The 25116-nt window shown below is 68.6% G+C and carries 25 protein-coding genes; 17 read left to right on the forward strand and 8 right to left on the reverse strand.

Annotation, left to right across the window (positions count from 1 at the left end; all coding sequences use genetic code 11):
• The first annotated feature begins 46 nt into the window (after positions 1 to 46).
• The 7 genes from K1Y73_RS02285 (at position 47) to K1Y73_RS02315 (ending at position 7063) form a co-directional block, all read left to right on the forward strand.
• Entirely contained in the window at positions 47 to 1792 is a 1746-nt protein-coding gene (locus K1Y73_RS02285; RefSeq protein WP_225026296.1) for a type I secretion system permease/ATPase, read from the forward strand.
• A gap of 122 nt (positions 1793 to 1914) precedes the next feature.
• A complete protein-coding gene (locus K1Y73_RS02290; RefSeq protein WP_404819052.1) occupies positions 1915 to 3450 on the forward strand; it encodes an HlyD family type I secretion periplasmic adaptor subunit in 1536 nt (511 codons plus the stop codon).
• Positions 3451 to 3539: 89 nt separating this feature from the next.
• On the forward strand, positions 3540 to 3998 hold the full coding sequence (locus K1Y73_RS02295; RefSeq protein ID WP_225026297.1) for a RidA family protein: 459 nt from the start codon (positions 3540 to 3542) through the stop codon (positions 3996 to 3998).
• Positions 3999 to 4006: 8 nt separating this feature from the next.
• Positions 4007 to 4789 (forward strand): glycerophosphodiester phosphodiesterase family protein, encoded by a 783-nt coding sequence (locus K1Y73_RS02300; RefSeq protein WP_225026298.1) that lies wholly within the window; start codon positions 4007 to 4009, stop codon positions 4787 to 4789.
• Between the two features lie 70 nt (positions 4790 to 4859).
• The gene (locus K1Y73_RS02305; RefSeq protein ID WP_225026299.1) at positions 4860 to 6014 is read left to right on the forward strand and encodes a GNAT family N-acetyltransferase; all 1155 of its coding nucleotides are present in this window, start codon (positions 4860 to 4862) and stop codon (positions 6012 to 6014) included.
• Positions 6015 to 6086: 72 nt separating this feature from the next.
• The gene (locus K1Y73_RS02310; protein WP_225026300.1) at positions 6087 to 6695 is read left to right on the forward strand and encodes a glutathione S-transferase family protein; all 609 of its coding nucleotides are present in this window, start codon (positions 6087 to 6089) and stop codon (positions 6693 to 6695) included.
• 2 nt (positions 6696 to 6697) lie between these two features.
• Positions 6698 to 7063 carry a 4a-hydroxytetrahydrobiopterin dehydratase gene (locus tag K1Y73_RS02315; protein ID WP_225026301.1) on the forward strand — a complete coding sequence of 122 codons (366 nt, stop codon included), beginning with the start codon at positions 6698 to 6700 and terminating at the stop codon, positions 7061 to 7063.
• 54 nt (positions 7064 to 7117) lie between these two features.
• Here the strand turns inward: K1Y73_RS02315 and K1Y73_RS02320 are convergent, their stop codons facing one another.
• Positions 7118 to 7609, reverse strand: a complete 492-nt coding sequence (locus K1Y73_RS02320) for a peroxiredoxin (protein ID WP_225026302.1) — start codon at positions 7607 to 7609, stop codon at positions 7118 to 7120.
• A gap of 77 nt (positions 7610 to 7686) precedes the next feature.
• Here K1Y73_RS02320 and K1Y73_RS02325 point away from each other — a divergent pair, with 77 nt between their 5' ends.
• The 5 genes from K1Y73_RS02325 to K1Y73_RS02345 all read left to right on the forward strand — a co-directional run bounded on the left by K1Y73_RS02325 (position 7687) and on the right by K1Y73_RS02345 (position 13302).
• Positions 7687 to 8886, forward strand: a complete 1200-nt coding sequence (locus tag K1Y73_RS02325; RefSeq protein WP_404819050.1) for an NAD(P)/FAD-dependent oxidoreductase — start codon at positions 7687 to 7689, stop codon at positions 8884 to 8886.
• Positions 8883 to 9446, forward strand: a complete 564-nt coding sequence (rsmD, locus tag K1Y73_RS02330; protein WP_225026304.1) for a 16S rRNA (guanine(966)-N(2))-methyltransferase RsmD — start codon at positions 8883 to 8885, stop codon at positions 9444 to 9446. The genes K1Y73_RS02325 and rsmD overlap by 4 nt, the downstream gene beginning before the upstream one ends.
• Positions 9443 to 10099 carry an HAD family hydrolase gene (locus tag K1Y73_RS02335; RefSeq protein WP_225026305.1) on the forward strand — a complete coding sequence of 219 codons (657 nt, stop codon included), beginning with the start codon at positions 9443 to 9445 and terminating at the stop codon, positions 10097 to 10099. Before rsmD ends, K1Y73_RS02335 begins: the two co-directional genes overlap by 4 nt.
• A gap of 90 nt (positions 10100 to 10189) precedes the next feature.
• Entirely contained in the window at positions 10190 to 12199 is a 2010-nt protein-coding gene (locus K1Y73_RS02340) for an NADPH-dependent 2,4-dienoyl-CoA reductase (RefSeq protein ID WP_225026306.1), read from the forward strand.
• Between the two features lie 197 nt (positions 12200 to 12396).
• Positions 12397 to 13302, forward strand: a complete 906-nt coding sequence (locus K1Y73_RS02345; protein ID WP_225026307.1) for a LysR family transcriptional regulator — start codon at positions 12397 to 12399, stop codon at positions 13300 to 13302.
• Between the two features lie 43 nt (positions 13303 to 13345).
• Here the strand turns inward: K1Y73_RS02345 and K1Y73_RS02350 are convergent, their stop codons facing one another.
• Genes K1Y73_RS02350 through K1Y73_RS02360 form a run of 3 tightly spaced genes read right to left on the reverse strand, consistent with a single transcriptional unit; the run spans position 13346 to position 15845 of the window.
• A complete protein-coding gene (locus K1Y73_RS02350) occupies positions 13346 to 14401 on the reverse strand; it encodes an OmpA family protein (RefSeq protein ID WP_225026308.1) in 1056 nt (351 codons plus the stop codon).
• 20 nt (positions 14402 to 14421) lie between these two features.
• On the reverse strand, positions 14422 to 15129 hold the full coding sequence (locus K1Y73_RS02355) for a GNAT family N-acetyltransferase (RefSeq protein ID WP_225026309.1): 708 nt from the start codon (positions 15127 to 15129) through the stop codon (positions 14422 to 14424).
• Positions 15126 to 15845 (reverse strand): competence/damage-inducible protein A, encoded by a 720-nt coding sequence (locus K1Y73_RS02360; RefSeq protein WP_225026310.1) that lies wholly within the window; start codon positions 15843 to 15845, stop codon positions 15126 to 15128. The genes K1Y73_RS02355 and K1Y73_RS02360 overlap by 4 nt, the downstream gene beginning before the upstream one ends.
• A gap of 133 nt (positions 15846 to 15978) precedes the next feature.
• Here K1Y73_RS02360 and map point away from each other — a divergent pair, with 133 nt between their 5' ends.
• The 4 genes from map to K1Y73_RS02380 all read left to right on the forward strand — a co-directional run bounded on the left by map (position 15979) and on the right by K1Y73_RS02380 (position 20332).
• The gene (gene map / locus K1Y73_RS02365; RefSeq protein WP_225026311.1) at positions 15979 to 16788 is read left to right on the forward strand and encodes a type I methionyl aminopeptidase; all 810 of its coding nucleotides are present in this window, start codon (positions 15979 to 15981) and stop codon (positions 16786 to 16788) included.
• Positions 16789 to 16953: 165 nt separating this feature from the next.
• The gene (locus K1Y73_RS02370; RefSeq protein ID WP_225026312.1) at positions 16954 to 18435 is read left to right on the forward strand and encodes an acetyl-CoA hydrolase/transferase family protein; all 1482 of its coding nucleotides are present in this window, start codon (positions 16954 to 16956) and stop codon (positions 18433 to 18435) included.
• 59 nt (positions 18436 to 18494) lie between these two features.
• On the forward strand, positions 18495 to 19283 hold the full coding sequence (locus K1Y73_RS02375; RefSeq protein WP_225026313.1) for a ThuA domain-containing protein: 789 nt from the start codon (positions 18495 to 18497) through the stop codon (positions 19281 to 19283).
• A complete protein-coding gene (locus K1Y73_RS02380) occupies positions 19280 to 20332 on the forward strand; it encodes a Gfo/Idh/MocA family protein (protein WP_225026314.1) in 1053 nt (350 codons plus the stop codon). The genes K1Y73_RS02375 and K1Y73_RS02380 overlap by 4 nt, the downstream gene beginning before the upstream one ends.
• 22 nt (positions 20333 to 20354) lie before the next feature.
• On the opposite strand, the gene K1Y73_RS02385 is transcribed toward K1Y73_RS02380, so the two are convergent.
• From K1Y73_RS02385 to K1Y73_RS21970, 4 genes are all read right to left on the reverse strand, one after another.
• Positions 20355 to 20729 carry a hypothetical protein gene (locus tag K1Y73_RS02385; protein ID WP_225026315.1) on the reverse strand — a complete coding sequence of 125 codons (375 nt, stop codon included), beginning with the start codon at positions 20727 to 20729 and terminating at the stop codon, positions 20355 to 20357.
• A 9-nt stretch (positions 20730 to 20738) separates the two neighbouring features.
• A complete protein-coding gene (locus K1Y73_RS02390) occupies positions 20739 to 21512 on the reverse strand; it encodes a DUF6478 family protein (RefSeq protein ID WP_225026316.1) in 774 nt (257 codons plus the stop codon).
• 109 nt (positions 21513 to 21621) lie between these two features.
• Positions 21622 to 22215, reverse strand: a complete 594-nt coding sequence (locus tag K1Y73_RS02395) for a cation transport ATPase (protein ID WP_225026317.1) — start codon at positions 22213 to 22215, stop codon at positions 21622 to 21624.
• A gap of 129 nt (positions 22216 to 22344) precedes the next feature.
• The gene (locus tag K1Y73_RS21970) at positions 22345 to 22473 is read right to left on the reverse strand and encodes a hypothetical protein (RefSeq protein ID WP_263626480.1); all 129 of its coding nucleotides are present in this window, start codon (positions 22471 to 22473) and stop codon (positions 22345 to 22347) included.
• A 207-nt stretch (positions 22474 to 22680) separates the two neighbouring features.
• Between K1Y73_RS21970 and pheT the strand changes: the two genes are divergently transcribed.
• A complete protein-coding gene (gene pheT / locus K1Y73_RS02400) occupies positions 22681 to 25101 on the forward strand; it encodes a phenylalanine--tRNA ligase subunit beta (protein WP_225026318.1) in 2421 nt (806 codons plus the stop codon).
• Positions 25102 to 25116: the final 15 nt, after the last annotated feature.

The following is a 25116-nucleotide window of genomic DNA, read 5'->3' on the forward strand; positions in this document are numbered from 1 at the left end:
CGCCATTCGTAGAGCCATATCCGGGACGGCAAGGATCGGCCTGAAAATGACATTTGAGACACGGCACGACGGGGCCCGCGGCCGATCGGAACTGACAGCGGCCCGCCGCCTGTCGCGCATGGCCTTTCTGTCGGCCTTCCTGTTTTCGGTCTTCGTCAACCTGCTGATGCTGACCGCGCCGATCTACATGATGCAGGTCTATGACCGGGTGCTTGTGTCGCGATCCGAGCCCACGCTGGTTGCGCTGACCCTGCTGATGGCCTTCCTGTTCCTGATCATGGGGCTTCTCGACAATGTCCGCGCGCGCGTCCTGGCGCGGATCGGCCTGCGCTTTCAAGAGGCGCTGGATGGCCGTGTCCTGTCGGCCGCCTTCCGCCGGCTGACCGTGGCCCCGCGCGACACCAACGCGCTTTCCGCCCAGCGCGATCTGGATTCGGTGGCACGGCTTTGGACCTCGCCGCTGCTGGTCGCGCTGATGGACCTGCCCTGGGCGCCGTTCTTTGCCGCGGGCCTGTTCGTCTTCGATGTCTGGATGGGGGTTCTGGCCCTGGCCGGCGCGGCGCTGCTGTTCCTGTTCACCCTGGCCAATCAGGCGATGACCGAGGCGCGGCTGAACCAGGCCACGCTGTCGGGCCTGGCGGCCGACCGGCAGGCCGAGAACCTGAAATCGGAATCCGAGCTGATCCGCGCCCTGGGCATGACCGGCCACGCCTTCGCCCGCTGGCAGCAGCTGCGCGCCAGGGCGCAGGTCCAGGCCGCCGGCGCCACCGACACCGCCTCGGCCTTCGCCTCGCTGTCGCGCACTTTCCGGCTGTTCCTGCAATCGGCGATGCTGGGCCTGGGCGCCTGGCTGGTCCTGCATGGCGACCTGTCGCCCGGCGCGATGATCGCGGGCTCGGTGCTGATGGGCCGCGCCCTGCAGCCGATCGAGATTGCCGTGTCGCAATGGTCGGTGCTGACCCGCGCCCGGGCCGCGCGCGACCGGCTGTCGCAGCTTCTGTCCGACATGCCGCCCGAACCCGTCCGCACCGCCCTGCCGCGCCCCGCCGCCCGGCTGGAGGCCCAGGGCCTGGTCGTGGTCCCCCCGGGCGAGACGCAGCCCACGCTGCGGGGCGTCTCGTTCACGCTGATGCCGGGCCAGGCGATGGGGGTGATCGGCGCCTCGGGCTCGGGCAAATCGACGCTGGCGCGCGCGCTGATCGGGCTGTGGCGGCCCTCGGCCGGGCGGGTACGGTTGGATGGCGCCACGCTGGACCAATACGATCCCGACGTGCTGGGCAGCTATATCGGCTATCTGCCGCAGCGGGTGACGCTGTTCGACGGCACGATCGCCGAGAACATCGCCCGGCTCGATGGCCAGGCCGATCCGGCCCGCATCGTCGAGGCGGCGAAGAAGGCCGCCGTGCATGAGATGATCCTGCAACTGCCGCAGGGCTATGACACGCCGGTTTCCACCATGGGCGGGCGGCTGTCGGGCGGGCAGATCCAGCGCGTCGGCCTGGCGCGCGCCTTCTATGGCGATCCGGTGATCCTGATCCTGGACGAGCCGAATTCGAACCTGGACAATGAAGGCTCGCTGGCGCTGAACCAGGCGATCCGCGCCGCCAAGGCCGAAGGGCGGGCCGTGCTGATCATGGCGCATCGCCCCGCGGCCATTCAGGAATGCGATCTGCTGATGGTGCTGAAGGACGGGCTGGTCCAGGCCCAGGGCCCGCGCGAGAAGGTGCTGCGCGAGACGGTGAAGAACGCGGGCGAGATCACCCGCTCCAGCGCCCCGGGAGGCGTGTCATGAGCGAGGCCGACAAAAGCCGCCCCGATGCCGCACAAGCCGATGCGATGCCCGAACCGCAGCCCGTGCCGCCCGGCGCGGTGCATCTGGGCTTTGGCGCCGGCATGGGCGCGATCGGGCCCGGAATGGCGACCGGGCCGACCGTCGGCCTTCCCGCACAACCGCAGCCGCAACCCCAGCCGCAGCCGGGCCCCGCCGCGCCCGCCCAGGCGCAGCCGGCCCCGCCCGCCACCGCCGCCGCGCCTGCCGCCGATCCCGCCCCGCCCCGCGACCTGCCGCGCGACCTTCCGGTGCCGGTGCCGCCCCTGCCCGCCCCGCGGCCAGGCCCGCGTTTCGATGCCGTCAGCGCCGATGCACCCGGCGGCGGCCGGCCCGCCTGGTCATCGCGCGGCCCGCTGATCCAGGGCTTCCTGGCGCTGATCGTCCTGGTCTTCGGCTTCGGTCTTTGGGCCAGCCTTGCCTCGATCTCGGGCGCGGTCGTCGCCTCGGGCCGTGTCGAGGTCGAGCAGAACCGCCAGGTCGTGCAGCATCCCGATGGCGGCGTGGTCAAAGAGATCGCGGTGGTCGAAGGCCAGACCGTCGCCGCCGGCGACGTGCTGATCCGACTGGACGGCGCGCAGATCCGCTCGGAATACGCGATCGCCGATGGCACGCTTAGCGAATTGCGCGCCCGCAAGGCCCGGCTGCAGGCCGAACGCGACGGCGCCGCCGCCATCGACTTTCCCGCCGATCTTCTGGCCGATGCCGCCGCCCGCCCCGAAGTGGCCGAACAGGTCGAGGGCCAGGCGAAACTGTTCGACGCCCGGGCCGACACCTCGGCCCGCGAAGCCGAACAGCTGGGCCAGCGCATCGAACAGATCCACTCGCAGATCGAAGGGATCGACGCGCAATCCGAAGCGCTGAAGACCCAGCTTTCGCTGATCCGCGAGGAACTGGCCAATCAGCAATCGCTGCTGGACAAGGGGCTTGCCCAGGCCTCGGCCGTGCTGGCCCTGCAGCGCGAAGAGGCGCGGCTTCAGGGCCTGGTCGGCGATCTGGCCTCGCAGCGCGCCGAGGCGGAAGAGCGCATCACCGAAAACCAGGTGCAGATCGGCCGTATCGCCGTGGTGCGCCGGGAAGAGGCGACCAGCGAATTGCGCGATCTGGGCGCGCAGGAACTGGAACTGGCCGAAAAGCGCCGCGCCCTGGCCGAGGAAATCGCAAGGCTGGATATCCGCGCCCCGGTCTCGGGGGTGGTGCTGGGTCTGGCCGTCACCACGCCGCAATCGGTGGTCCGCCCGGCCGATCCGCTGCTGTATATCGTGCCGCAGGACCGGCCGCTGCTGATCTCGGCCCAGGTGCCGCCGATCCATATCGACGAGATCCATGTCGGCCAGGGGGTGGAACTGGTGTTCTCGGCCTTCTCGTCGCGCACGACGCCGCATCTGCAGGGCCGGATCAGCATGGTCTCGGCCGATGCCTTCACCGACCAGACCACCCATGCGTCCTTCTACCGGATCGAGGTCATGCTGCAGCAAGGCGAGGTCGACAAGCTGGGGGGCATGACGCTGCTGCCCGGCATGCCGGTCGAGGCCTTCATCCAGACCGAGGCGCGCTCGCCCGCGGCCTATCTGCTGAAGCCCTTCACTGATTACTTCAATCTCGCCTTCCGCGAGAACTGACCCCGCCGGCATCGGGCGCGCGTCCCGCCGCCTTGCCCTGCCCCGCACCGGCCGTTAGGGTCGCGGCGCATCTGAACCAGGAGAACGCCATGTCGATCGAATCCCGCCTTGAACAGCTTGGCGTCACCCTGCCCGCCGCCCCGGCCCCGGCGGCGAATTACGTGCCCTTCGTCATCACCGGCAATCTGGTGCATATCTCGGGCCAGATCAGCCAGAATGCCGATGGGCTGATCAAGGGCAAGCTGGGCGTCGATGTCACGGTCGAGCAGGGCGCCGAAGCGGCGAAATGCTGCGCACTGTCGCTGCTGGCGCAGCTGAAGGCGGCCTGCGGCGGCGATCTGTCGCGCGTGGTGCGGGCGGTCAAGCTGACCGGCTTCGTCAACTCGGCCCCCGATTTCACCGACCAGCCCAAGGTGATCAACGGCGCCTCGGATTTCCTGGTCGCCGCCCTGGGCGATGCCGGCCGCCATGCCCGCTCGGCCGTCTCGGCCGGATCGCTGCCGCTGGGCGTCGCGGTTGAAATCGACGCGATCTTCGAAATCCGCTGAGCCCTGCCATGACCGCCCCCCGTCCGGCCCTGCCCGGCGCCTTCCTGCGCCTTCCCATCGCGCATCGCGCCCTGCATGACCGGGCGGCGGGGCGGATCGAGAATTCCCCTGCCGCGATCCGCGCCGCGATCGCGCATGGCTATGCGATCGAGATCGACCTGCAATTGTCGAAAGACGGCGTGGCCATGGTGTTCCATGACGACCAGCTTGACCGGCTGACCGCCGAACAGGGGTTTGTCCGCAGCCGCACCGCGGCCGAACTGGGCCAAATCGCCCTGACCGGCGGGACTGACACGATCCCGAGTTTCGCCGAAGTGCTGGATCTGGTCGCGGGCCGGGTGCCCTTACTGGTCGAGATCAAGGACCAGTCGCTGATGATGGGCCCGACCGATGGCAGGCTGGAAGCGGCCACGGCCGAAGCGCTGAAGGGCTACAAAGGCGATGTGGCGGTGATGTCCTTCAACCCCGCCGCGATCCATCACATGGCGCGCCTTGCGCCCGATCTGCCGCGCGGCCTGACCACCGCCGCCTATGATGCGGAAAGCTGGGCACCGATGCCCGAGGACATGTGCGCCCATTTCCGCGCCATCCCCGATTACGACGCGACCGGATCAAGCTTCATCAGCCACGAGGCCGCCGATCTGCCCCACCGCCCGCGCGTGGCCGAGTTGAAAGCCAAAGGTGCTGCGATCCTGTGCTGGACGATCCGTTCCGCGCAGGAAGAGGCCGCGGCGCGGGCGATTGCCGCGAATGTGACCTTCGAGGGCTATCTCTCGGCCCTGCCCGCTTGACGGCCCGGCGCTTCGCGCCCAGCTTCATCCGGGCTGACGACGCGGCGCGCCGCCCCAGAATGCCCGAGACATGGCCGAGATACAGCTTCACGACAGCCTGACCGAGATCGACGCCCGGGTCTGGGATGCGCTGGCCGCGCCCGAACAGGCGACCGGCCGGCCGCTGGACCCGTTCACCACCCATCGCTTCCTGGCCGCGCTCGACCGCTCGGGCTCGACCGGGCAAGGCACGGGCTGGCTGCCGAAGCCGCTGATCCTGCAGGAAAACGGCCAGCCGCTGGCCGCGCTGCCGCTTTATGCCAAGACCCATAGCCAGGGCGAATACATCTTCGATTTCGGCTGGGCCGAGGCGTTCGAGCGCGCGGGCGGGCGCTACTATCCAAAGCTGCAGGTCGCCGTTCCGTTCACCCCCGCGACCGGCCGCCGCTTTCTGGGCCCGCCCGAGCACCGCGCGGCCCTGGCCCAGACCGCCATCGGCCTGACCCGCGCCAATGCGCTGTCCTCGCTGCACATCACCTTCTGCACCGCCGACGAGGCCGCGGCGCTGGCCGGCCAGGACGGGCTGATGCATCGCGTCAGCCAGCAGTTCCACTGGCTGAACCGCGGCTATGCCAGCTTCGACGATTTCCTGGCCGACCTGTCCAGCCGCAAGCGCAAGATGATCCGCAAGGAACGCGACACCGCCCGCGCCGCCGGGCTGACGATCCGCGCCCTGACCGGCGACCGGATCGAGCCGCAGCACTGGCAGGCCTTCTGGCGCTTCTATCAGGACACCGGCAGCCGCAAATGGGGCCGCCCCTATCTGACCCGCGCCGCCTTCACCGCGTTTCATGACACGATGCGCGACGACATGCTGCTGGTCCTGGCCTTCAACGGCGACCGTCCCGTCGCGGGCGCCCTGAACTTCATCGGCCGCGACACGCTTTACGGCCGCTACTGGGGCGCGGTCGAGGATCATCCCTGCCTGCATTTCGAACTGTGCTACTATCAGGCCATCGACTGGGCCATCGCCAACGGGCTGCAAAGGGTCGAGGCCGGGGCGCAGGGCGAACACAAGCTGGCCCGCGGCTATCTGCCCGCGGAAACCCATTCGCTGCACTGGATCGCCGATCCCGGCTTCCGCCGCGCCGTGGCCGATTACCTGGCCCAGGAACGCGCCGCGGTGGATGAAGAGATCGAAATCCTCACCGCCTATGGCCCGTTCCGGCGCATCGCGCAGGACTAAGGCCAAGCGGGGTTTTGCCCGGCGCCCGGCAGGCGTAGGGTCGCGAAAAACCCTGATGAGGCCTTTGAGTCGATGCTGACCTTCTACACCAACCCGATGTCGCGCGGCCGGATCGCCCGGTTCATGCTGGAAGAGATCGGCCAGCCCTATGAAACGGTGTTCCTGGATTTCGGCCCGCAGATGCAGACGCCCGAATACCGCGCGATCAACCCGATGGGCAAAGTGCCGGCGCTGGTGCATGACGGGCATGTCGTCACCGAAGCGGCGGCGATCTGCACCTATCTGGCGATGACCTTCCCGGAAAAGGGCCTGATGGCCGATGACAAGGCCGCCTTCTTCCGCTGGATGTTCTTTGGCGCGGGCCCGCTGGAACAAGCGGTCGTCAACAATTCCTTCGGCTGGGTGCCGAAGACCCCGCAGGATTCCGGCCGCACCGGCTATGGCAGTCTTGACCGGGTCAGCCTCAGCCTGACCCAGCATCTCAGCAAGCACGCCTATTTCGCCGATGACCGTTTCACCGCCGTCGATGTCTATGTCGGCAGCCAGATCGGCTGGGGCCTGCGCTTCGGAACCCTTCCGGCCAATGACACGTTGACCCGCTACTGGGACCGGATCCGGTCCCGCCCGGCGCTGGCGGCCGCCAATGCCAAGGATGATGCCGCCCTGCCCCCGAAGGAGTGACCATGCCCGCACCGTCTCTGACGCAAGACGACCGCGCCCGCCTTCTGCCCGCCCTGGGCGAGACCGGCTGGCAGGCCGTGCCCGACCGTGACGCCATTCGCAAGATCTGGAAGTTCCGCAGCTTTTCCGAAGCCTGGGGCTTCATGTCCCGCAGCGCCCTGAAGGCCGAGGCGCTGAACCATCACCCGGAATGGACCAATGTCTACAATGTGGTGGATGTGACGCTGTCCACCCATTCGGCCAGTGGCCTGACGCAGCTGGACATCGACCTTGCCAAGGCGATGGACCGCTTCGCGGGCCCGGCCGAGACGCAAACCGATCACGGCGCGCCGATCGCCTGCCTGTGCGGCCAGCCCCAGAAGGGCTGACCGCCGTTGCCCGGCCCCGGGGCTGGATCGCCCCCGGGGCCGGGTCGCAAGCCGTCAGATCTGGCCAAGCAGCGTCTCGCCGCCCGAAATCTCGCACTGGCCGGCGTTTTCCTCGATGTTCAGCTGTTGCACCACGCCATCCACCGCATAAAGCGCATAGCGCAGCGAGCGGCCATACAGCCCCGCCTGCGGCCGGTCGAATTCCATCCCGATCGCCTTGGTGAATTCCGAACCCGCATCGCCCAGCATGGTGATGCCCGCCTTGGTGGCGCCCGTCGCCTCGCCCCAGGCCTTCATCACGAAAGGATCGTTGACCGAGACGCAGACGATCTCGTCCACGCCCTTGGCGCGGAACTTGTCGGCATTGCGGGCAAAGCTGGGCACATGGGCGGTGCTGCAGGTGCCGGTATAGGCGCCGGGCAGGCCGAAGATCACAACTTTGCGGCCCTTGGTCAGCGCCGCCATGCTGACGCCTTCCGGCCCCGCCTCGCCCATGCGCAGCAGCGTGGCATCCGGCAGCGTCGCCCCTTTGGTCAATTTCGTCATCTTTCCGTCCTCGCGCGTTGAACCTGTCTGCGCTCAGGTTATAGGGTCGCGGCCGGACAATGCCAGAGGGGGACGCCATGCGCATCGTGATCGTCGGGGCCGGACAGGCAGGGGCGGCGCTTGCCGCAAAGCTGCGCGCCCTGGGCCATCAGGGCCCGGTCACCCTGCTGGGCGCGGAGGCCGCCCCGCCCTATCAGCGCCCGCCCTTGTCGAAGGCCTATCTTCTGGGCGAGATGGAGGAGGAACGGCTTTGGCTGCGCGCGCCGGATTTCTGGGCCGAGCAGGACATCACCCTGAAACTGGGCCAGCCGGTCAGCGGGATCGACCCGGCCGCCAGGACCGTGACCGTCGGCGCCGAGACGCTGGCCTATGACGCGCTGGCGCTGACCACCGGCTCGGCGCCCCGCCGCCTGCCCGCCGCGATCGGCGGCGACCTGGACGGCGTCTATTGCGTGCGCGGTCTGGCCGATGTCGATGCGATGCGGGCCGAATTCGCCCTGGGCAAGCGCGTGGTGATCGTGGGCGGCGGCTATATCGGGCTGGAAGCGGCGGCGGTGGCGGCGAAGCTGGGCTTGCAGGCCACGGTCCTGGAAATGGCGCCGCGCATCCTGCAGAGGGTCGCCGCCCCCGAAACCTCGGATTACGTGCGCGCCCTGCATCAGCGCCAGGGCGTGACGATCCGCGAGGCGACGGGTCTGACCCGGCTGCTGGGTGACACGCGCGTCACCGGCGTCGCGCTCAGCGATGGCAGCATGCTGCCGGCCGATTTCGTCATCGTGGGCGTCGGCATCACCCCCAACACCGCGCTTGCCGAAGCGGCGGGGCTGGCGCTCGACAACGGTATCGCCGTGGACGAGATGGGCCGCACCTCGGACCCGGCGATCTGGTCGGCCGGCGATTGCGCCTCGTTCCCCTATCAGGGCCGCCGCATCCGGCTGGAATCGGTCGGCAATGCCATCGACCAGGCCGAGGCGGTGGCGGCCAATATCCTGGGCGCCGGCGCGCCCTATCGGGCAAAGCCCTGGTTCTGGTCGGATCAGTTCGACCTGAAACTGCAGATCGCCGGGCTGAATGCAGGCTATGACCGGGTGGTCAGCCGCGGCGGCGAAGGCGGGGCGGCGTCGTTCTGGTATTATCAGGGCGAGAGGCTGCTGGCGGTCGATGCAATGAACGATCCGCGCGCCTATATGGTCGGCAAGCGGCTGATCGAGGCAGGCAAAAGCCCCGCACCCGAGGCGCTGGCCGCGGCCGAAGACCTGAAGGTGCTGCTGAAATGAGAATCATCGGCGGCGCCCGCCGCGGCTTGCTGCTGGCCGAGGTCGGCGAAGGCGATCCGGCCGCGCATCTGCGCCCCACCTCGGACCGGGTGCGCGAGGCGATCTTCAACCTCTTGATCAACGGCGGCTATCCCGATGTGCTGACCGGCGCGCGGGTGCTGGATCTGTTCGCCGGCACCGGCGCCTTGGGGCTGGAGGCGCTGTCGCGCGGCGCGGCGCGGGTGGCTTTCGTCGACGATGGCGCCAAGGCGCGGGCGCTGTTGCGCGCCAATATCGAGAAGATGCAGGCCATGGGCACCACCGATGTCTGGCGCCGCGACGCCACCCGCCTGGGCGAAAATCGCGGCGCGCCCTATGGGCTTGTGTTTCTGGACCCGCCCTATCACAAGGGCCTGGGCGAAGCCGCCCTGGCCTCGGCCCGGGCCGGCGGCTGGCTGGCCCCCGGCGCGATGGTCGTCTGGGAAGACGGTGCAGCCCCCGCTCCTCCGGCCGGGTTCGACCCGCTGGACCAACGCAAATATGGCGATACCGTCGTCACCCTGTTGAAAGCCCCTGCATGACGCCTCCGCAAGCCGTTCTGTTCGATTGCGACGGGGTGATCGTCGACAGCGAAGGCCCGACGTTCGATCTGCTGATCCAGGATCTTGCCCTGCACGGGCTGCACCTGACCCGCCACCAGCTGGAAAGCGACTATATCGGCGGCACGATTGAAAGCGTGGCGCAGAAGGTGCGCGCCGGTGGCACAGCGCTGCCCGAGGATTGGGTCGCGCGTTTCTATGACCAGATGTATGCCCTGCTGGCCGAAGGCATTGCGCTGGTGCCGGGCGTGGTTCAGGTCTTCGACGCGCTGGATGCGGCAGGCATTCCCTATGCGGTCGGCTCGAACGGCACGCCGCACAAGATGCAGATCACCCTGGGCCAGCACGGGCTGATCCCGCGCTTTCGCGCCGTTCTGTCGGGCCAGGCGATCGGCAAGCCGAAACCCGCGCCCGATCTGTATTTCGCCGCCGCCGCCGCCTGTGGCGCCGACCCGGACCGCTGCGTGGTGATCGAAGACAGCCCCTCGGGCGCCCGCGCCGCGCTGGCCGCCGGCATCCCCTGCCTTGGCTTCGCGGCCCAGGGCCCCGATGCGCCCCCCGCCCGCCGGCTGACCGCGCTGGGCGTACCGCTGTTCTCGGGCATGGACGAATTGCCCGGGCTTCTGGGGCTTTAACCCCGCCTTCCCCCGCGCAGATCAGATGACGCGGCGTTGCGGATGACTTCCGCGCCGGCCCACGGCAGGATCGGCGCAAGGGAGAATGCCATGACCAGCCACAGCCACCTTCTGTCCCCGATCACGCTGTCGGGCGTGACCCTGCGCAACCGGGCCCTGATGGGGTCGATGCATACCGGGCTGGAGGAAACCGGCGACTGGTCGCGCGTCGCCGCCTTCTATGCCGCGCGCGCCCGCGGCGGGGCCGGGCTGATCGTCACCGGCGGCATGGCGCCCAATCGCGAAGGCGGCGTCTTTCCCGGCGCGGCGGGGCTGTTCTCGGAAAAGGACATCGCCCATCACCGCCAGGTCACCGATGCCGTCCATGCCGAAGGCGGCCATATCGCGATGCAGATCCTGCATGCCGGCCGCTATGCCTATTCGCCCGATTGCGTCGCGCCGTCGCCGATCAAATCGCCGATCTCGCCCTTTCCGCCCCGGGACCTGGACGAAGCAGGGATCGAGAAGCAGATCGCCGATATCGCCACTGCCGCCGCCCGCGCCGTCGAAGCCGGCTATGACGGGGTCGAGGTCATGGGGTCCGAAGGCTATTTCCTGAACCAGTTCCTGGTGGCCCATACCAACCGCCGCACCGACGCCTGGGGCGGGTCTTATGAAAACCGCATGCGCCTGCCGGTCGAGGTGGTGCGCCGCGTGCGGGCCGCGCTTGGCCCCGACAAGGTGCTGATCTACCGCATCTCGCTGATCGACCTGGTCCCCGACGGATCGACCTGGGACGAGGTGATCACCCTGGCCCGCGCGATCGAGGCCGCCGGGGCCAGCGTCCTGAATACCGGCATCGGCTGGCACGAGGCGCGGGTGCCCACCATCGCCACGTCGGTGCCGCGCGCGGGCTTTGCCGATCTGACCGCGCGGCTGCGGCCCGAGGTGACGATCCCGGTCATCGCCTCGAACCGGATCAACGCGCCGGATGTGGCCGAAGACCTGCTGGCGTGCGGCATGGCCGATATGGTGTCGATGGCGCGGCCCTGGCTGGCCGACCCCGATTTTATCGCCAAGACCGCGGCGGGCCGCGCCCAGGACATCGCGCCCTGCATCGCCTGCAACCAGGCCTGCCTGGACCACACCTTCTCGGGCAAGCTGACCTCTTGCCTCGTCAACCCCCGCGCCTGCCATGAAACCGAACTGACCCTTGCCCCGGCCGCGAAGGCGAAGCGCATCGCCGTGGTCGGCGCCGGCCCCGCCGGCATGACGGCCGCGATCACCGCGGCGCAGCGCGGCCATGCCGTCACCCTGTTCGAAGCCGCGCCCCGGCCCGGCGGGCAATTGCATCTGGCGGCCTCGATCCCCGGCAAAGAGGAATTCAAGGGCCTGATCGACTGGTTCACGGGCCAGCTGACCCACCCGAACATCACCCTGCGCCTGGGCGAAGCGGCCAGCGCGGAAAGCCTGCAAGCCTATGACGAGGTGATCCTGTCGACCGGCGTCACCCCGCGCGACCCGGGCATCCCGGCCGAGCCGGGCGCCCATGTGCTCAGCTATGTCGAGGTGCTGCAAGGCGCGCCGGTGGGCCCGCGCGTGGCGCTGATCGGGGCGGGCGGGATCGGCTTTGACGTGGCCGAATTCCTGGCCGAAGCCGGGCCCAGCCCGACGCTGGACCTGGCGGCCTGGCGCCGCGAATGGGGGGTCACGCCGCCCTGGCTGGCGCGCGGCGGCCTGGCCCGGCCGCAGCCCGAGGCGCCGGCGCGGCAGATCTGGCTGTTGCAGCGCAAGCCCGAGAAACCGGGCCGCAAGCTGGGCAAGACCACCGGCTGGATCCACCGTGCCACGCTGGCCGCCAAGGGGGTGCAGATGCTGGGCGGGGTCAGCTATGACCGGATCACCCCCCAAGGCCTGTGGATCACCAGCGGCGACGCGCCCGAACTGCTGCCGGTTGACACGGTCGTTCTCTGCGCCGGCCAGACCCCGGCCCGAAGCCTGTCCGACCAGCTGGACCGCGCAGGCCTTGCCCATCACCGGATCGGCGGCGCCGATGTCGCGGCGGAACTGGATGCCAAACGCGCGATCGACCAGGCGATGCGGCTGGCGGCGGCCATGTAAGCCTCGGGGCAAGCCGCGGGGCAAGACGCGGGGCCCCGGGGAACCTGCATCTGCCGCTCAGCGTTTCCTTGCCATCAACGATCCCCGGTATTACCCCGGATAGAACAAAGCCTTGCCGCGGTTCTGCCCGATTCCCCGGGCATTCAGGGCGGTGACGGCGTATCTGCTGCCGCCATTTTGCTGCCAAGGGGAAGAGAATGGACCGACTGACCGAAATGGAGGCTTTTGCCACGGTGGTTGACCAGGGCGGCTTCACCGACGCAGCAAAGAAGATGGGCATCTCGAAATCCGCGGTTTCGAAACATGTCTCGGCGCTGGAAGCGCGGCTGGGCGCGCGGCTTTTGAACCGTACCACCCGCCGCGTCTCGCCCACCGAGATCGGCCTGGCCTATTACGACCGCGCCCGCCGCGTGCTGAACGACGCGGGCGAGGCGGATGCGCTGGTCACCTCGATGCAATCGGCGCCCTCGGGGCTGTTGCGCATCTCGGTCGCCACCGATTTCGGGGTGAACCTGCTGTCGCCGATCCTGGGGGATTTCCTGCTGGAATATCCCGAAATCACCGTGAACATGGTGCTGAACAACCGCTATGTGGAACTGATCAGCGAAGGCTTTGACATGGCGATCCGGGTGGGAGAGCTGGAAGACAGCAGCCTGCGCGCCCGCAAGCTGACCGAAACCACCAAGCGGATGATCGGCGCGCCGGACTATTTCCAGAAATTCGGCCGGCCGATGAAGATCGACGATCTGAACGACCACAAGCTTCTGCATTATTCGAACCAGGCCAATGGCAATGTCTGGAAGATCACCGCGCCCTCGGGCGAAAAGCGCCAGGTCCGCTCGAATGGCTGGCTGACGGTGAATGACGGCCAGTCGCTGCTGAATGCCGCCATTGCCGGGCTGGGCATCGCCTTCCTGCCCTCGTTCCTTTACGCTGATGCGATGCGCAAGGGCCAGGTGGAAGAGGCGATTCCGGGCCTGCCGGTCGAGGTTCTGGGCATTTACGCGGTCTATCCGCCGGGCCGGTTCACCCAGCCCAAAGTGCGCGCCTTCATCGACTTCCTGGCCCGCCGCTTCATCGACAAAGGGCCCGACAACTGGTGATCGCGCCCCGGGCGTAGCAGATTTTAGCTGAAAATCCGCGCGCTTACGGCGCAGGCACCGCCTCGACCCGGCGATTGGACCGCCGGCCCTCTTCGGTCAGATTGGTGTCGCGCGGCGCCAGCGGGCCCACGCCGTCTGCCGAAATCTGGCCCGCCGCCACGCCATAATCCTTGATCAGCGTCTCGCGCACCGCCTCGGCCCGCCGCTTCGACAGCGCCACATTGGCCGACAGCCCGCCCGAGGCATCGCTATGCCCGACCAGCGCCAGGCTGCGCGCCGGATCGGCCGCCAGCCAGGCCGCCAGATCGCGCAACGAGGCGTAATCGCCCGGCTCCAGCGTGGCCGAGCCCGATCCGAAGACCAGATCTTCCAGAACGACCGGCAGACCGGCCTCCAGCCGCGGCAGCGGCGCGGCCGCCACCGGGGCGTCGCCCGGGCCCGCCACAGGCGCGATCGGCGCAGGCGGCGCAACCGGCGCGACAGGGGCCACAGGATCAGCCGGATCGGCACCCGGATCGGCACCCGGATCGGGCAGGTCGCTGCCCGGCAGGGCCGGCAGCGGCTCGGCCCCGACGCGGATCACCTGCACGAAAGCCGTATCGCCCGCGCGGCTGACCAGCAGGCTCAGCACTTCATCCGGGCCGCGCCGGGCGGCAAGAAAGCTGAAATCGCCCAGATCGACATGCATCCCCGGCTCGGCCATCACCTCGGTCGCGAAACGAAAATCGAAGCCGCCGCAAACCCGCGCGACACAGTCGAAGACCACGCGATAGCCGGCCGCCTCGATCTGCGCGCGCAGCGGCGCCAGCACATCCAGAAGCGAGGCGCCCGGCGCCTTCAGCCGATAGGCGCGGCGATCCACCATCCCCTCGACCTTGTCGCTGGGCAGCGCCCCGGCGGCAAAGGGCCCGACCGGCAGCGCATAGGCGGCATGTTCGGCCGGTTCGGTCGCGACCGACAGGACCGGGAAGGGAAAGTCCAGCTGCCAGCCCTGCGCAGCCAGGGCCGAGCCCTGGGCCAGCCCGGCCGCCACCAGCCAGGGCGCCAGACGGCGCAGCCAGCGCCCTTGGGCGCCCAGCACGGCAAGTCGGTGTCGCATCGGCAGGGCAGAACCTTTCATCATCTTCTGGCGCGATAATGATAGGCCGCGACGGGCTCCATCCCCAGGCGGTCATACAGCGCCCGGGCGGCGTCATTCCGCTTGGTCACCACCAGAGACAGCCGTTCCGCCCCCGTCTCGGCCGCCCAGTTCGCCGCGGCGCGCAGAAGATGGCCGCCCAGCCCCTTGCGCCGCTGCGCCGGATCCACCTCGACCGCATGGACCATGGCCTCGCGCCCCGTCGCGCCATCGGCACAGGCCACGAAGGCCATGCCGGCCGGCCGGTCGTCGATCCGGCCCAGGATCGCGGCCTTCGGTCCGGTGACCCGGTCCATCACCGCCAGCCGTTCCGGGCCGATCCCGCCTTCGGCCCAAAGCGCGGCCGCCGCCGCCAAAGGCGGCCAGTGCGGGAAGGCGGTCAGAAAGGGCAGATCACCCTGCAGACGCGCCACCGGCGCCGCATAGGCGATCACCGGATCGACAAGCGCATGGCCCCGCGCCGCCAGAGCCGCATCCAGCGCCTCTTCGCCCGGGCGGATCAGGAACAGCGGCGCATCCATCGCCGCCTCGGCCGCATCCAGCGCGGCGTCGTCCCATGCGCCCTCGGCCGTCGCAGCCGAGACCCGCTTGCCGCCCCCCGCCCCGTCGCGCAGGGCAAAGGGCCCGACCTGCCAGCGCCGCGCCGGCGGCCAGGTCGCCTCCATCGCGGAAAAGAACCAGCCGCTCATCCGAACAGCGCCATCAGCCGCTGCATCGCCGCATCCAGCCGGGCCGGATCGCTGCCACGGATCACCAGATTGGTGCCATAGACCCCGTTCTGGCTGAACGGATAGGACCCCATCGACAGATCGGGGAAAGCCTGCGCCAGCGCGCCGAACTCGGCCGCGATCTCGCCCTCGCCGCGCATCACCCGCAAGGACTGGCTCAAGAGCGGCGCCCCGCCGGTCAGCCCGGGCAGGACCGAGGCCAGCATCGCCTCGAATATCGTCGGCACGCCCGCCATCACATGGACATTGCCCAGCGTGAAACCGGGCGCAACCGAGATCGGGTTGTCGATCAGCACCGCGCCATCGGGAATGCGGGCCATGCGCTGGCGGGCTTCGTTGAATTCGGTGCCCTGCCGGTCGTAATGCGCCTGCAACAGCGCCATCGCATCGGCGCGATGACCGATCTTCGCCCCCATCGCCTCGGCCACCGCATCGGCGGTGATGTCGTCATGCGTGGGCCCGATCCCGCCCGAGGTGAACAGATGGTCATGCCCCGCCGACAGCGCCCGCACCGCCGCCACGATCGCCGCGTGATCGTCGGGCACCAGCCGCGCCTCGACCAGGTCGATGCCGCAGCGCGTCAGCTCTTTGGCCAGGTAATGCAGGTTCGAATCGCGGGTGCGCCCCGACAGGATCTCATCGCCGATCACCAGCATTGCTGCCCGCGGATTCGCCATTGCCAGCCCCCTTCTGCCGCTTTGCCCCCGGTATAGACCCGGCATCGGCGCAGGGGAACTCCCCGTACCTGCCCTGCCTCTGGCCTTTCCGCGCCGCTGCCCCTATGTAAGGGCCCCGAAGAGAGGCCCGACGATGGACGAAACCCGCGCTCGCATCACCCGTGACGGTATCCGCATCTATGAAGAGGCGGACTATGCCGGCATGCGCGCCGCCGGCCGGGTGGCCGCGGAGATCCTGGATCAGGTGGCCGCGCTGGTGAAGCCCGGCGCCACCACCGCCGAGATCGACACCTTCATCACCGAAGAGATCGAGCGCCGCGGCGTGATCTCGGCCACGATCGGCTACAAGGGCTACAAGCACGCCTCGTGCATCTCGGTCAATCATGTGGTCTGCCACGGGATTCCGGGCGCCAAGGTGCTGGCCGACGGCGATATCCTGAACATCGACGTCACCGTGATCGTCGATGGCTGGTTCGGCGATACCAGCCGGATGTATGTGGCCGGCGCCCTGCCCCGCAAGGCGGAACGGCTGATCGAGGTCACCCATGAATCGCTGATGCGCGGCATTGCGGCGGTGAAGCCGGGCAATACGTTCGGCGATATCGGCCATGCGATCCAATCCTATGTGGAACAGAACCGCATGTCGGTGGTGCGCGATTTCTGCGGCCACGGCCTGGGCCGGGTGTTCCACGCGCCCCCGAATGTGCTGCATTACGGCCGCGCCGGCACCGGGCCGGTGCTGGAAGAGGGGATGATCTTCACCATCGAGCCGATGGTCAACCTGGGCCGCCCCGAAACCAAGGTTCTGGCCGATGACTGGACCGCGGTCACCCGCGACAAGTCGCTTTCGGCGCAATACGAACATTCGGTCGGCGTGACCGCGACGGGCTGCGAGATCTTCACCCTGTCGCCCGCCGGCAAGTTCTTCCGCACCTGGGAATGACCGCCGGGCCCGGCGCTTTGCCCCGGCCCGGTCTTTGCGCATAGCCATTCCATTTCTGCACAACGGTTGCGCAAATCGCATACCGGGTTTTCTGCACACATTCGCATACGAAGATTGCGAACCGCCCCGCGGATCTTTAGCTGCAGCGCAGTCAGGGAGGACTGAATGCAGGACCGCATCCGCAACCCCGAGCTTCGCAGCCGTGTCATGTCTGCCCAACAGGCGGCGGCGCTGATCCGCGACGGCATGGTCGTCGGCATGTCGGGCTTCACCCGCGCGGGCGAGGCGATGGCCGTGCCCCTGGCCCTGGCCGAACGCGCCCGGACCGACCCCCTGCGCATCACCCTGATGACCGGCGCCTCGCTGGGCCATGACCTGGACAAGATCCTGGCCGAGGCGCATGTGACCGCCCGCCGCATCCCCTTTCAATCCGACCCGGGCCTGCGCCGCGCCATCAATGCGGGCGAGGTGATGTTCATCGACCAGCACCTGTCGGAAACGGTCGAGCAGCTGCGCACGCGGCAATTGCCCGGCGTCGACGTCGCGGTGATCGAGGCCGCGGCCATCACCGAAGACGGCGGCATCATCCCCACCACCTCGATCGGCAATTCCGCCTCTTACGCGATCCTCGCGAAACAGGTGATCGTCGAGATCAACACCGCCCAGCCCCTGTCCTTCGAAGGGCTGCACGATGTCTTCATCCCGATCTATCGGCCGAACCGCATGCCGATCCCGGTCGTCGCCCCCGACAGCCGCATCGGCCTGCCCTATATCCCGATCCCGCCGGAAAAGATCGCCGCCATCGTGCTGACGGAAAAGCACGATTCCTCGGCCACCATCCTGCCGCCCGACGATGACACCCGCGCCATCGCCGGCCATCTGATCGACTTCTTCCAGGGCGAAGTGCGCGCCGGCCGGATGGACAACCGCCTTGCCCCCCTGCAGGCCGGGATCGGCACCATCGCCAATGCGGTCTTGCACGGGCTGATCGACAGCCCCTTCCATGACCTGAAAATGTATTCCGAAGTCCTGCAGGATTCGACCTTCGACCTGATGGATGCGGGCAAGCTGACCTATGCCTCGGGCTCGTCCATCACCCTGTCGGCGGCGAAGAATGCGCAGGTCATGCCGCATTTCGACCGCTACAAATCGCGGCTGATCCTGCGCCCGCAGGAAATTTCCAACCACCCCGAGGTCGTGCGCCGCCTGGGCCTGATCGCCATCAACACCGCGCTGGAATTCGACATTTACGGCAATGTGAATTCGACCCATATCATGGGCACGCAGATGATGAACGGCATCGGCGGCTCGGGCGATTTCGCCCGCAATGCGCTGATCTCGGTCTTCGTGACCAAGTCGATCGCCAAGGGCGGCGCGATTTCCTCGGTCGTGCCGATGGTCAGCCATGTCGACCATACCGAGCATGACGTGGATGTGCTGGTGACCGAACAGGGCCTGGCCGATCTGCGCGGCCTGGCGCCGCGCGAACGCGCCCGCGCGATCATCGCCCATTGCGCCCATCCCGACTGGCGCGCCCCGCTGGCCGATTACTTCGACCGCGCGCTGGCCCTGGGCGGCCATACGCCGCATCTTCTGGAAGAGGCGCTGTCCTGGCATGTGCGGCTGCGCAAGACCGGCCGCATGTGACGCCTTCCAAACCGCTTTGAATGCTCCTATCCTTTCGCCACAAGCGAAAGGAATCGGGCATGTCCAGCATTCGCGTCACCGTCTGGGGCGAAAACGTCCATGAACAGAAATCGGCCGTGGTGCGCGGCCTTTATCCGCAGGGCATGCATCAAAGCATCGCCGATGCGCTGAACGCCGCCGGCGGGATTGCGGCCACGACCGCCACGCTGGACCAGCCCGACCATGGCCTGCCGCCCGGCCGGCTTCAGGAAACCGATGTGCTGATCTGGTGGGGCCATGCCGCCCATGGCGAGGTTTCCGATGCCGTGGTCGACCGGGTCTGCGATGCCGTCTGGTCGGGCATGGGGGCGATCTTCCTGCATTCCGCGCATTTCTCCAAGCCATTCAAACGCTTGATGGGCACGCCCTGCAACCTGACCTGGCGCGAAGCGGGTGAGCGGGAACGGCTTTGGCTGACCTCGCGCAACCATCCGATCGCCGCGGGCCTGCCCGATCATTTCGAGCTGGAAAACGAAGAGATGTATGGCGAACCCTTCGGCATCCCCGAACCCTTGGAGACGGTCTTCATCTCATGGTTCCAGGGCGGCGAGGTCTTCCGCTCGGGCGTGACCTACAAACGCGGCGCCGGCAATGTGTTCTACTTCCGCCCCGGGCATGAAACCTATCCGACCTATCACGACGGAAACGTCCAGCGGGTGATCGCCAACGCGGTGCGCTGGGCGCATAATCCGGCCGCCCGGCTGGCCGATCCGAACCGCGCGCCGAACGTGCCGGTTGAAACCGCTTTGGAACCGATCGAACAGCGCGGCGAGACCCTGCATGCCAAGGGCGAAGCGGGGTTCCGGTGACCATCCGTCTGCTGATCCTGGGCACGGGCGGCATGGCCAATTCCCATGCCGAAGCCTTCGCCGCCATTCCCGGCGTGGCGCTGGTGGCGGGCGTCGACACCCGCCCGGCGGCGCTGGCCGCCTTTGCCGAAAAACACGCCATCCCGCATCGCTTCGAAAGCCTGGACGAGGCGCTGGCCTGGGGCCAGTTCGACGCGGTGGCCAATGTCACCCCCGACGCCGCCCATCACGCCACCACCCTGCCGCTGCTGGCCGCGGGCAAGCATGTGCTGTGCGAAAAGCCGCTGGCCACGAATGCCGCCGATGCGGCCGAAATGGCCGCAGCCGCGGCGCGGGCCGGCACCATCGCCATGGTCAACCTGACCTATCGCAACGTGCCCGCCCTTCAGGAAGCCGCACGGCTGGTGCGTACGGGCGCTTTGGGCCCGATCCGGCATTTCGAGGCCAGCTATCTGCAAAGCTGGCTGACCCAGCCCGCCTGGGGCGATTGGCGGACCGAGCCGCAATGGCTGTGGCGCCTGTCGACCGCGCATGGATCAAAGGGCGTGCTGGGCGATGTCGGCATCCATATTCTCGACTTCGCGACCTTCATCGCCGGCGAGGCGGCGGTCGAGGTCTCGGCCCGGCTGGCCACCTTCGACAAGGCGCCGGGCGGGCGGATCGGGGACTATCCGCTTGATGCCAATGACAGCGCCACGATGCAGCTACGGCTGTCGGGCGGGGCGCTGGGGGTGGTGCATGCGACGCGGTTTGCCACCGGCCATCTGAACGACCTGCGGCTGCGGATCTATGGCGAGGCGGGCGGGCTGGAGGTGCGGTTCGAAGCCGCCGTCAGCACGCTGTCGGCCTGTCTGGGCGAAGACCGGCTGACCGCGACCTGGCGCCCGGTCGATTGCCCGCCGGTGCCGACCGTCTATCAGCGCTTCATCGCGGCGATCCGGGGTGAGGGCCCGGCCGAGCCCGATTTCGCCCGTGGCGCCGATCTGCAGCGCCTTCTGGACGCGGCCGAAGCCAGCGCCGCGGCCAGCGGCACCGCCCAGCGCCTGTAAGGCGCGCGCCCGCGGCGGCGGCCTAGCCCGCCGTTTCCAGGCAATGGCGACGGAAGGCGCGTTTCAGCATGTCCAGCTCGGCCCGCAAAAGGTCGATCTCGGCCCGCAGGTCGTCTTCCATCGGCACGCCGGTGATCACGGTGAAATGCGCCAGCGTCTCGCCGCCCGAGCGGATCAGGAAGGTCTGCACCCCCTCGCTCAGCAGATCCGAGGGGATCGGCACCCGCACCGCATAATCGCCCTCGCGCCCCGGAACCGGCGTGACCGCCACCCCGGCCAGCGGCTTTTCCAGATGCAGCACATCCAGCTTCGGCGGCACCGCCCCCGCCCCGGTCAGCACACCTTCCCAGATCCCGGCCCGGATCCGCGTCTGCGTCAGCTTCAGATCGTCAGACATGCGCGCCCCCTACAGCTCGGCCCTGGGCCTGCGGCTGACCGTCACGTCGCGCAGGATGATCTGGTTCATCTCGGGCCCTTCGAAGATCAGATCGACCCAAAGCTTCTCGATCCGCTTCTCGTTGACCTTGGTATAGGCCAGGTCGAATTCGACCATCACCTCTTCATCGGTCAGGGGCAGTTCCCGCACGATCTGCTCGACATTCGGCCCGTGTTTCACGTTCAGCCGCACGAAGATTTCCAGCGGCTTCTCCATCTCGACGATCACGTCCAGCCGGATCAGATGGCGCAGCTTCAGCCCCTGCGCGGCTTCGGGCGGCAGGTCCAGCACCAAAGACAGGAACGAGCCGTCAAAGCGGAACACATCCATGCGGAAGCCAAAGGGGGCAACATCGGCCTCGCGCGTGTTGCGGATCTGGCGGACGGTCAGTTCCGACCGGCGGCAATCGTGAAAGATCGTGGCCCCGTCGCAGATCTGCGCCCGGCCGGGCACCGAAGACAGGCCCGGCGCGGCGATCTGGCCCTTCCACAGATCGGGCCGCCAGGCCCAATCCGTGCCGGCCTGTTTGCGGATCGCCGTGGCGCCGATCACCGGCAGGGCCAGCCGGTATTCGGCCTGATGGATCACCCGGTCCAACTCGCGCCGCAACTGCCGGGCGCGGCTGCGCTGGCTGCGCAGGCTGTCCAGCCCCATCTGCGCGGCTTCATTGGCCACGCGCGCCCAGCGCGCCAAGGCGCGGCGGAAGACCAGCCGGTCCATCACCCTGTCGAAGCGCCGCGTCATCGTTTCTGCCTGGATGCCCCTTGCCGGATTTCTCCGGGAATTGTCGAATGTCCGGAAACACGACCACTAGACTCGAAAAGTGTTAACAAGCCAAGCCCCTGGCCCGCCTTCAGCCGCCATTCGCGGCAACGAAACCCGCCACCGCGCGGTCCAGCAGGCTGCGCCCGGCCGCCTCGGGCAGGGTGGCGCCCTTGGTTCCGGTGACCGAGATCGACACCAGCCGCCCCTTCAGCCCCAGGATCGCCCGCCAGTAATCGCCCGCCTGCCGGTCGGCCACCCGCATCACGAAGACCCCGCCCGACAGGCCGGTCTTCAGCACCCGCACCGATCCCGCCCGCCCGTCGCGCGCCAGCGCCGCCCGCCCGGGCCCCGAGGTGAACCAGGCGCTTAGCGCCGGCCCGCCCGATTTCAGCACCTGGGCCGAGCCGACGGGCCCCGCGCTGAGCGTGATCAGCGCCGGCGCCACCGTATCGGCATCGGTGCAACGCCCCATCAGCACCACGGCGCCGGTCTGGGTTTCATGGCTGGCGCTGCGGTCGATGCAATAGCCGGGCGGGGCCGACACCCGCATCTCGCCTGCCAGGAAACTGGCCGTGCGCGGCAGGGCCTGGCCGGGCGGCCCCTCGACCGGCACGCAGGCCGACAGCGCGGCAGCCAGACCTGCAACCCAAAGGACAGACGCCCTGAACAGCCAAAAAGACATGATGCACCCGCACATAGGGCCCGCCGGCCCCCGGCCGCGCAACCCCTGCGGCCCCTTGCGGAATTAGCTTTGTGCCGCCGACCTGGCAAGAGCCGCGTCAGCCCGGCGCAGCGGCTGCGGCGCGAAAGATCAGGGCAGCGTGCCGAACAGAACCGGCGCGCCCGCCCAAAGCGTCAGGAAGCCCAGGCCCATCAGCACGCAGCTGCGCCAGGACGACACTCTCCTGCGGCGATCCGGTATACGCAGCCACTCTTCCATCACTCGGTCTCACCACTCCACGCAGGGTTGTCTTCCCCTGTCTTATAGCGGGGCGGGCGCGGGCATTCATCCCCGCCAGGGTGCAACAAGCTGTTTCCAGATCGCCTCCAGGGCGAAGCGGGCAGCCTGCCCCGCGCCCCCGCGCGCCACCCTTCCCCTCTGGCCTGCTTTGCGCTAATCCGGCCGCGCAAAGGAAGGACCGCGCCCATGAAATTCTCCCTGTCCTGGCTGGCCGATCATCTCGACACCACCGCCTCGGTCGACGAGATCGCCGAGGCGCTGACCGATCTGGGCCTGGAGGTCGAAGGCGTCGAGAACCCCGCCGCGGCTTTGGGCGATTTCCGCATCTGCCGGGTGATCGAGGCGGTGCAGCACCCGAATGCCGACCGGCTGCGGGTCTGCCGCGTGGCAACCTGGCCGGGCGGGCCGGGGTCCGAGATGGTTGAGGTGCAGGTGGTCTGCGGCGCGCCCAATGCGCGCACCGGGCTGGTGGGCGTCTTCGCCCCGCCCGGCACCCATGTGCCCGGCACCGGGGTCGACCTGAAGCCCGGGGTGATCCGCGGCGTCGAATCGAACGGCATGCTGTGTTCGGAACGCGAGCTGGAACTGTCCGATGACCATAACGGCATCATCGAACTGCCCGAAGACGCGCCCCTTGGCGCCCGCTTCATCGATTACAAGGGCCTGAACGACCCGGTGATCGAGATCAAGGTGACGCCGAACCGCCCCGACGCCCTGGGCATTCATGGCATCGCCCGCGATCTGGCGGCGCGCGGCATCGGCAAGCTGAAACCCGTCGTGGTGCCGCAGATCAAGGGCGGCTTCGCCTCGCCCGTTTCGGTCGCGATCGACCCGGCGCTGAAGGAAAAGGGCTGTCCGCATTTCGCCGGCCGGCTGATCCGCGGTGTGAAGAACGGCCCCTCGCCCGACTGGCTGCAGGCGCGGCTGAAGGCGGTCGGGCTGCGGCCGATCTCGGCGCTGGTCGATATCACCAATTTCTTCACCTATGCCTGGAACCGCCCGCTGCATGTCTTCGATGCCGGCAAGATGACCGGCGCGACCCTGCGCATCCATCCCGCCCGGGGCGGCGAGGAAATGCTGGCGCTGGATGGCAAGACCTATGCGCTGAAGCCGGGGATGATGGCGATTTCCGACGATGCCGGGGTCGAAAGCCTGGCCGGCATCATGGGCGGCGAGGCCTCGGGCTGTTCCGAGACCACGACCGATGTCTTCCTGGAAAGCGCCTATTGGGACCCGATCACCATTGCCGCCACCGGCCGGGCGCTGAAGATCAACTCGGATGCGCGCTATCGGTTCGAACGCGGCGTCGATCCGGCCTTCACTCTGCCGGGCCTGGATATGGCCACCCAGATGGTGCTGGATCTGTGCGGCGGCGAAGCCTCGGATCTGGTGCAGGATGGCGCCGCGCCCGAGACGACCCGCAGCTACCGGCTGAACCCGGCCCGGGTGATCAGCCTGGTCGGCATGGAGATTCCCGAAGCCGAACAGCGCCGCTCGCTTGAGGCTTTGGGCTTCGTGCTGAACGGCAATGACGCGACCCCGCCCTCGTGGCGGCCCGATGTGCTGGGCGAGGCCGATCTGGTCGAGGAAGTGGCCCGGGTGGCCAGCCTGACCAAGCTGCAGGGCGCGCCGATGAAGCGCAGCCAGCCCGGCGTGCCGCGGCCGATCCTGACCGCGCAGCAGGTGCGCGAAAAGGCGGCGCGGCGGCAGATCGCGGCGCTGGGCTACAATGAATGCGTGACCTACAGCTTCATCGAGGCCAAGGCCGCGGCGCTGTTCGGCGGCGGCTCGGATGCGGTGCGGGTGGAAAACCCGATCTCGTCCGAGATGACGCATCTGCGCCCCGACCTGCTGCCCGGGCTTCTGGCGGCGGCGGCGCGCAACCAGGCGCGCGGCTTCGCCGATCTGGCGCTGTTCGAGGTTGGCCCCGTCTTCCAGGGCGGCGAGCCGGGCGAGCAGCATCTGCAGGCGACCGGCCTTCTGGTCGGCGCGGCGGCCCCGCGCGATCCCTATGGCTCGCGCCGGCCGGTGGATCTTTTCGATGCCAAGGCCGATGCCGAGGCGGTTCTGGCCGCCCTTGGCGCGCCGGCCCGGGTGCAGATCAGCCGCAAGGCGGCGGGGTGGTGGCATCCCGGCCGCTCGGGGGTGGTCGGGCTGGGGCCGAACACGCTGGCCACCTATGGCGAGGTGCATCCCCGCGTCTTGCAGGCCATGGGGGTCAAGGGCCCGGCGGTGGCCTTCACCGTTCTGGTGGCCAATGTGCCGCTGCCCAAGGTGAAATCGCCCACCCGGCCCGCGCTGGCGATCAGCGATCTGCAGGCGGTGGACCGCGATTTCGCCTTTGTCGTCGATGCTGGGGTCGAGGCGCTGGTCGCGGTGAACGCCGCCCAGGGCGCCGACAAGGCGCTGATCGAAAGCGTGCGGGTCTTTGACCAGTTCACCGGCGAAAAGGCCGAGGCGCAGATGGGCGCGGGCAAGAAGTCGATCGCGCTGACCGTGCGGCTGCAACCGGTCGACAAGACCCTGACCGAAGTCGAGATCGAAGCGGTCTCGGCCAAGATCGTTGAGAAGGTCACCAAGGCCACCGGCGGCACGCTGCGCGGCTAGGCCACTACGCGGCGC

This window comes from Xinfangfangia pollutisoli (assembly GCF_020179405.1).
GTDB classification, from domain to species: domain Bacteria; phylum Pseudomonadota; class Alphaproteobacteria; order Rhodobacterales; family Rhodobacteraceae; genus Pseudogemmobacter; species Pseudogemmobacter pollutisoli.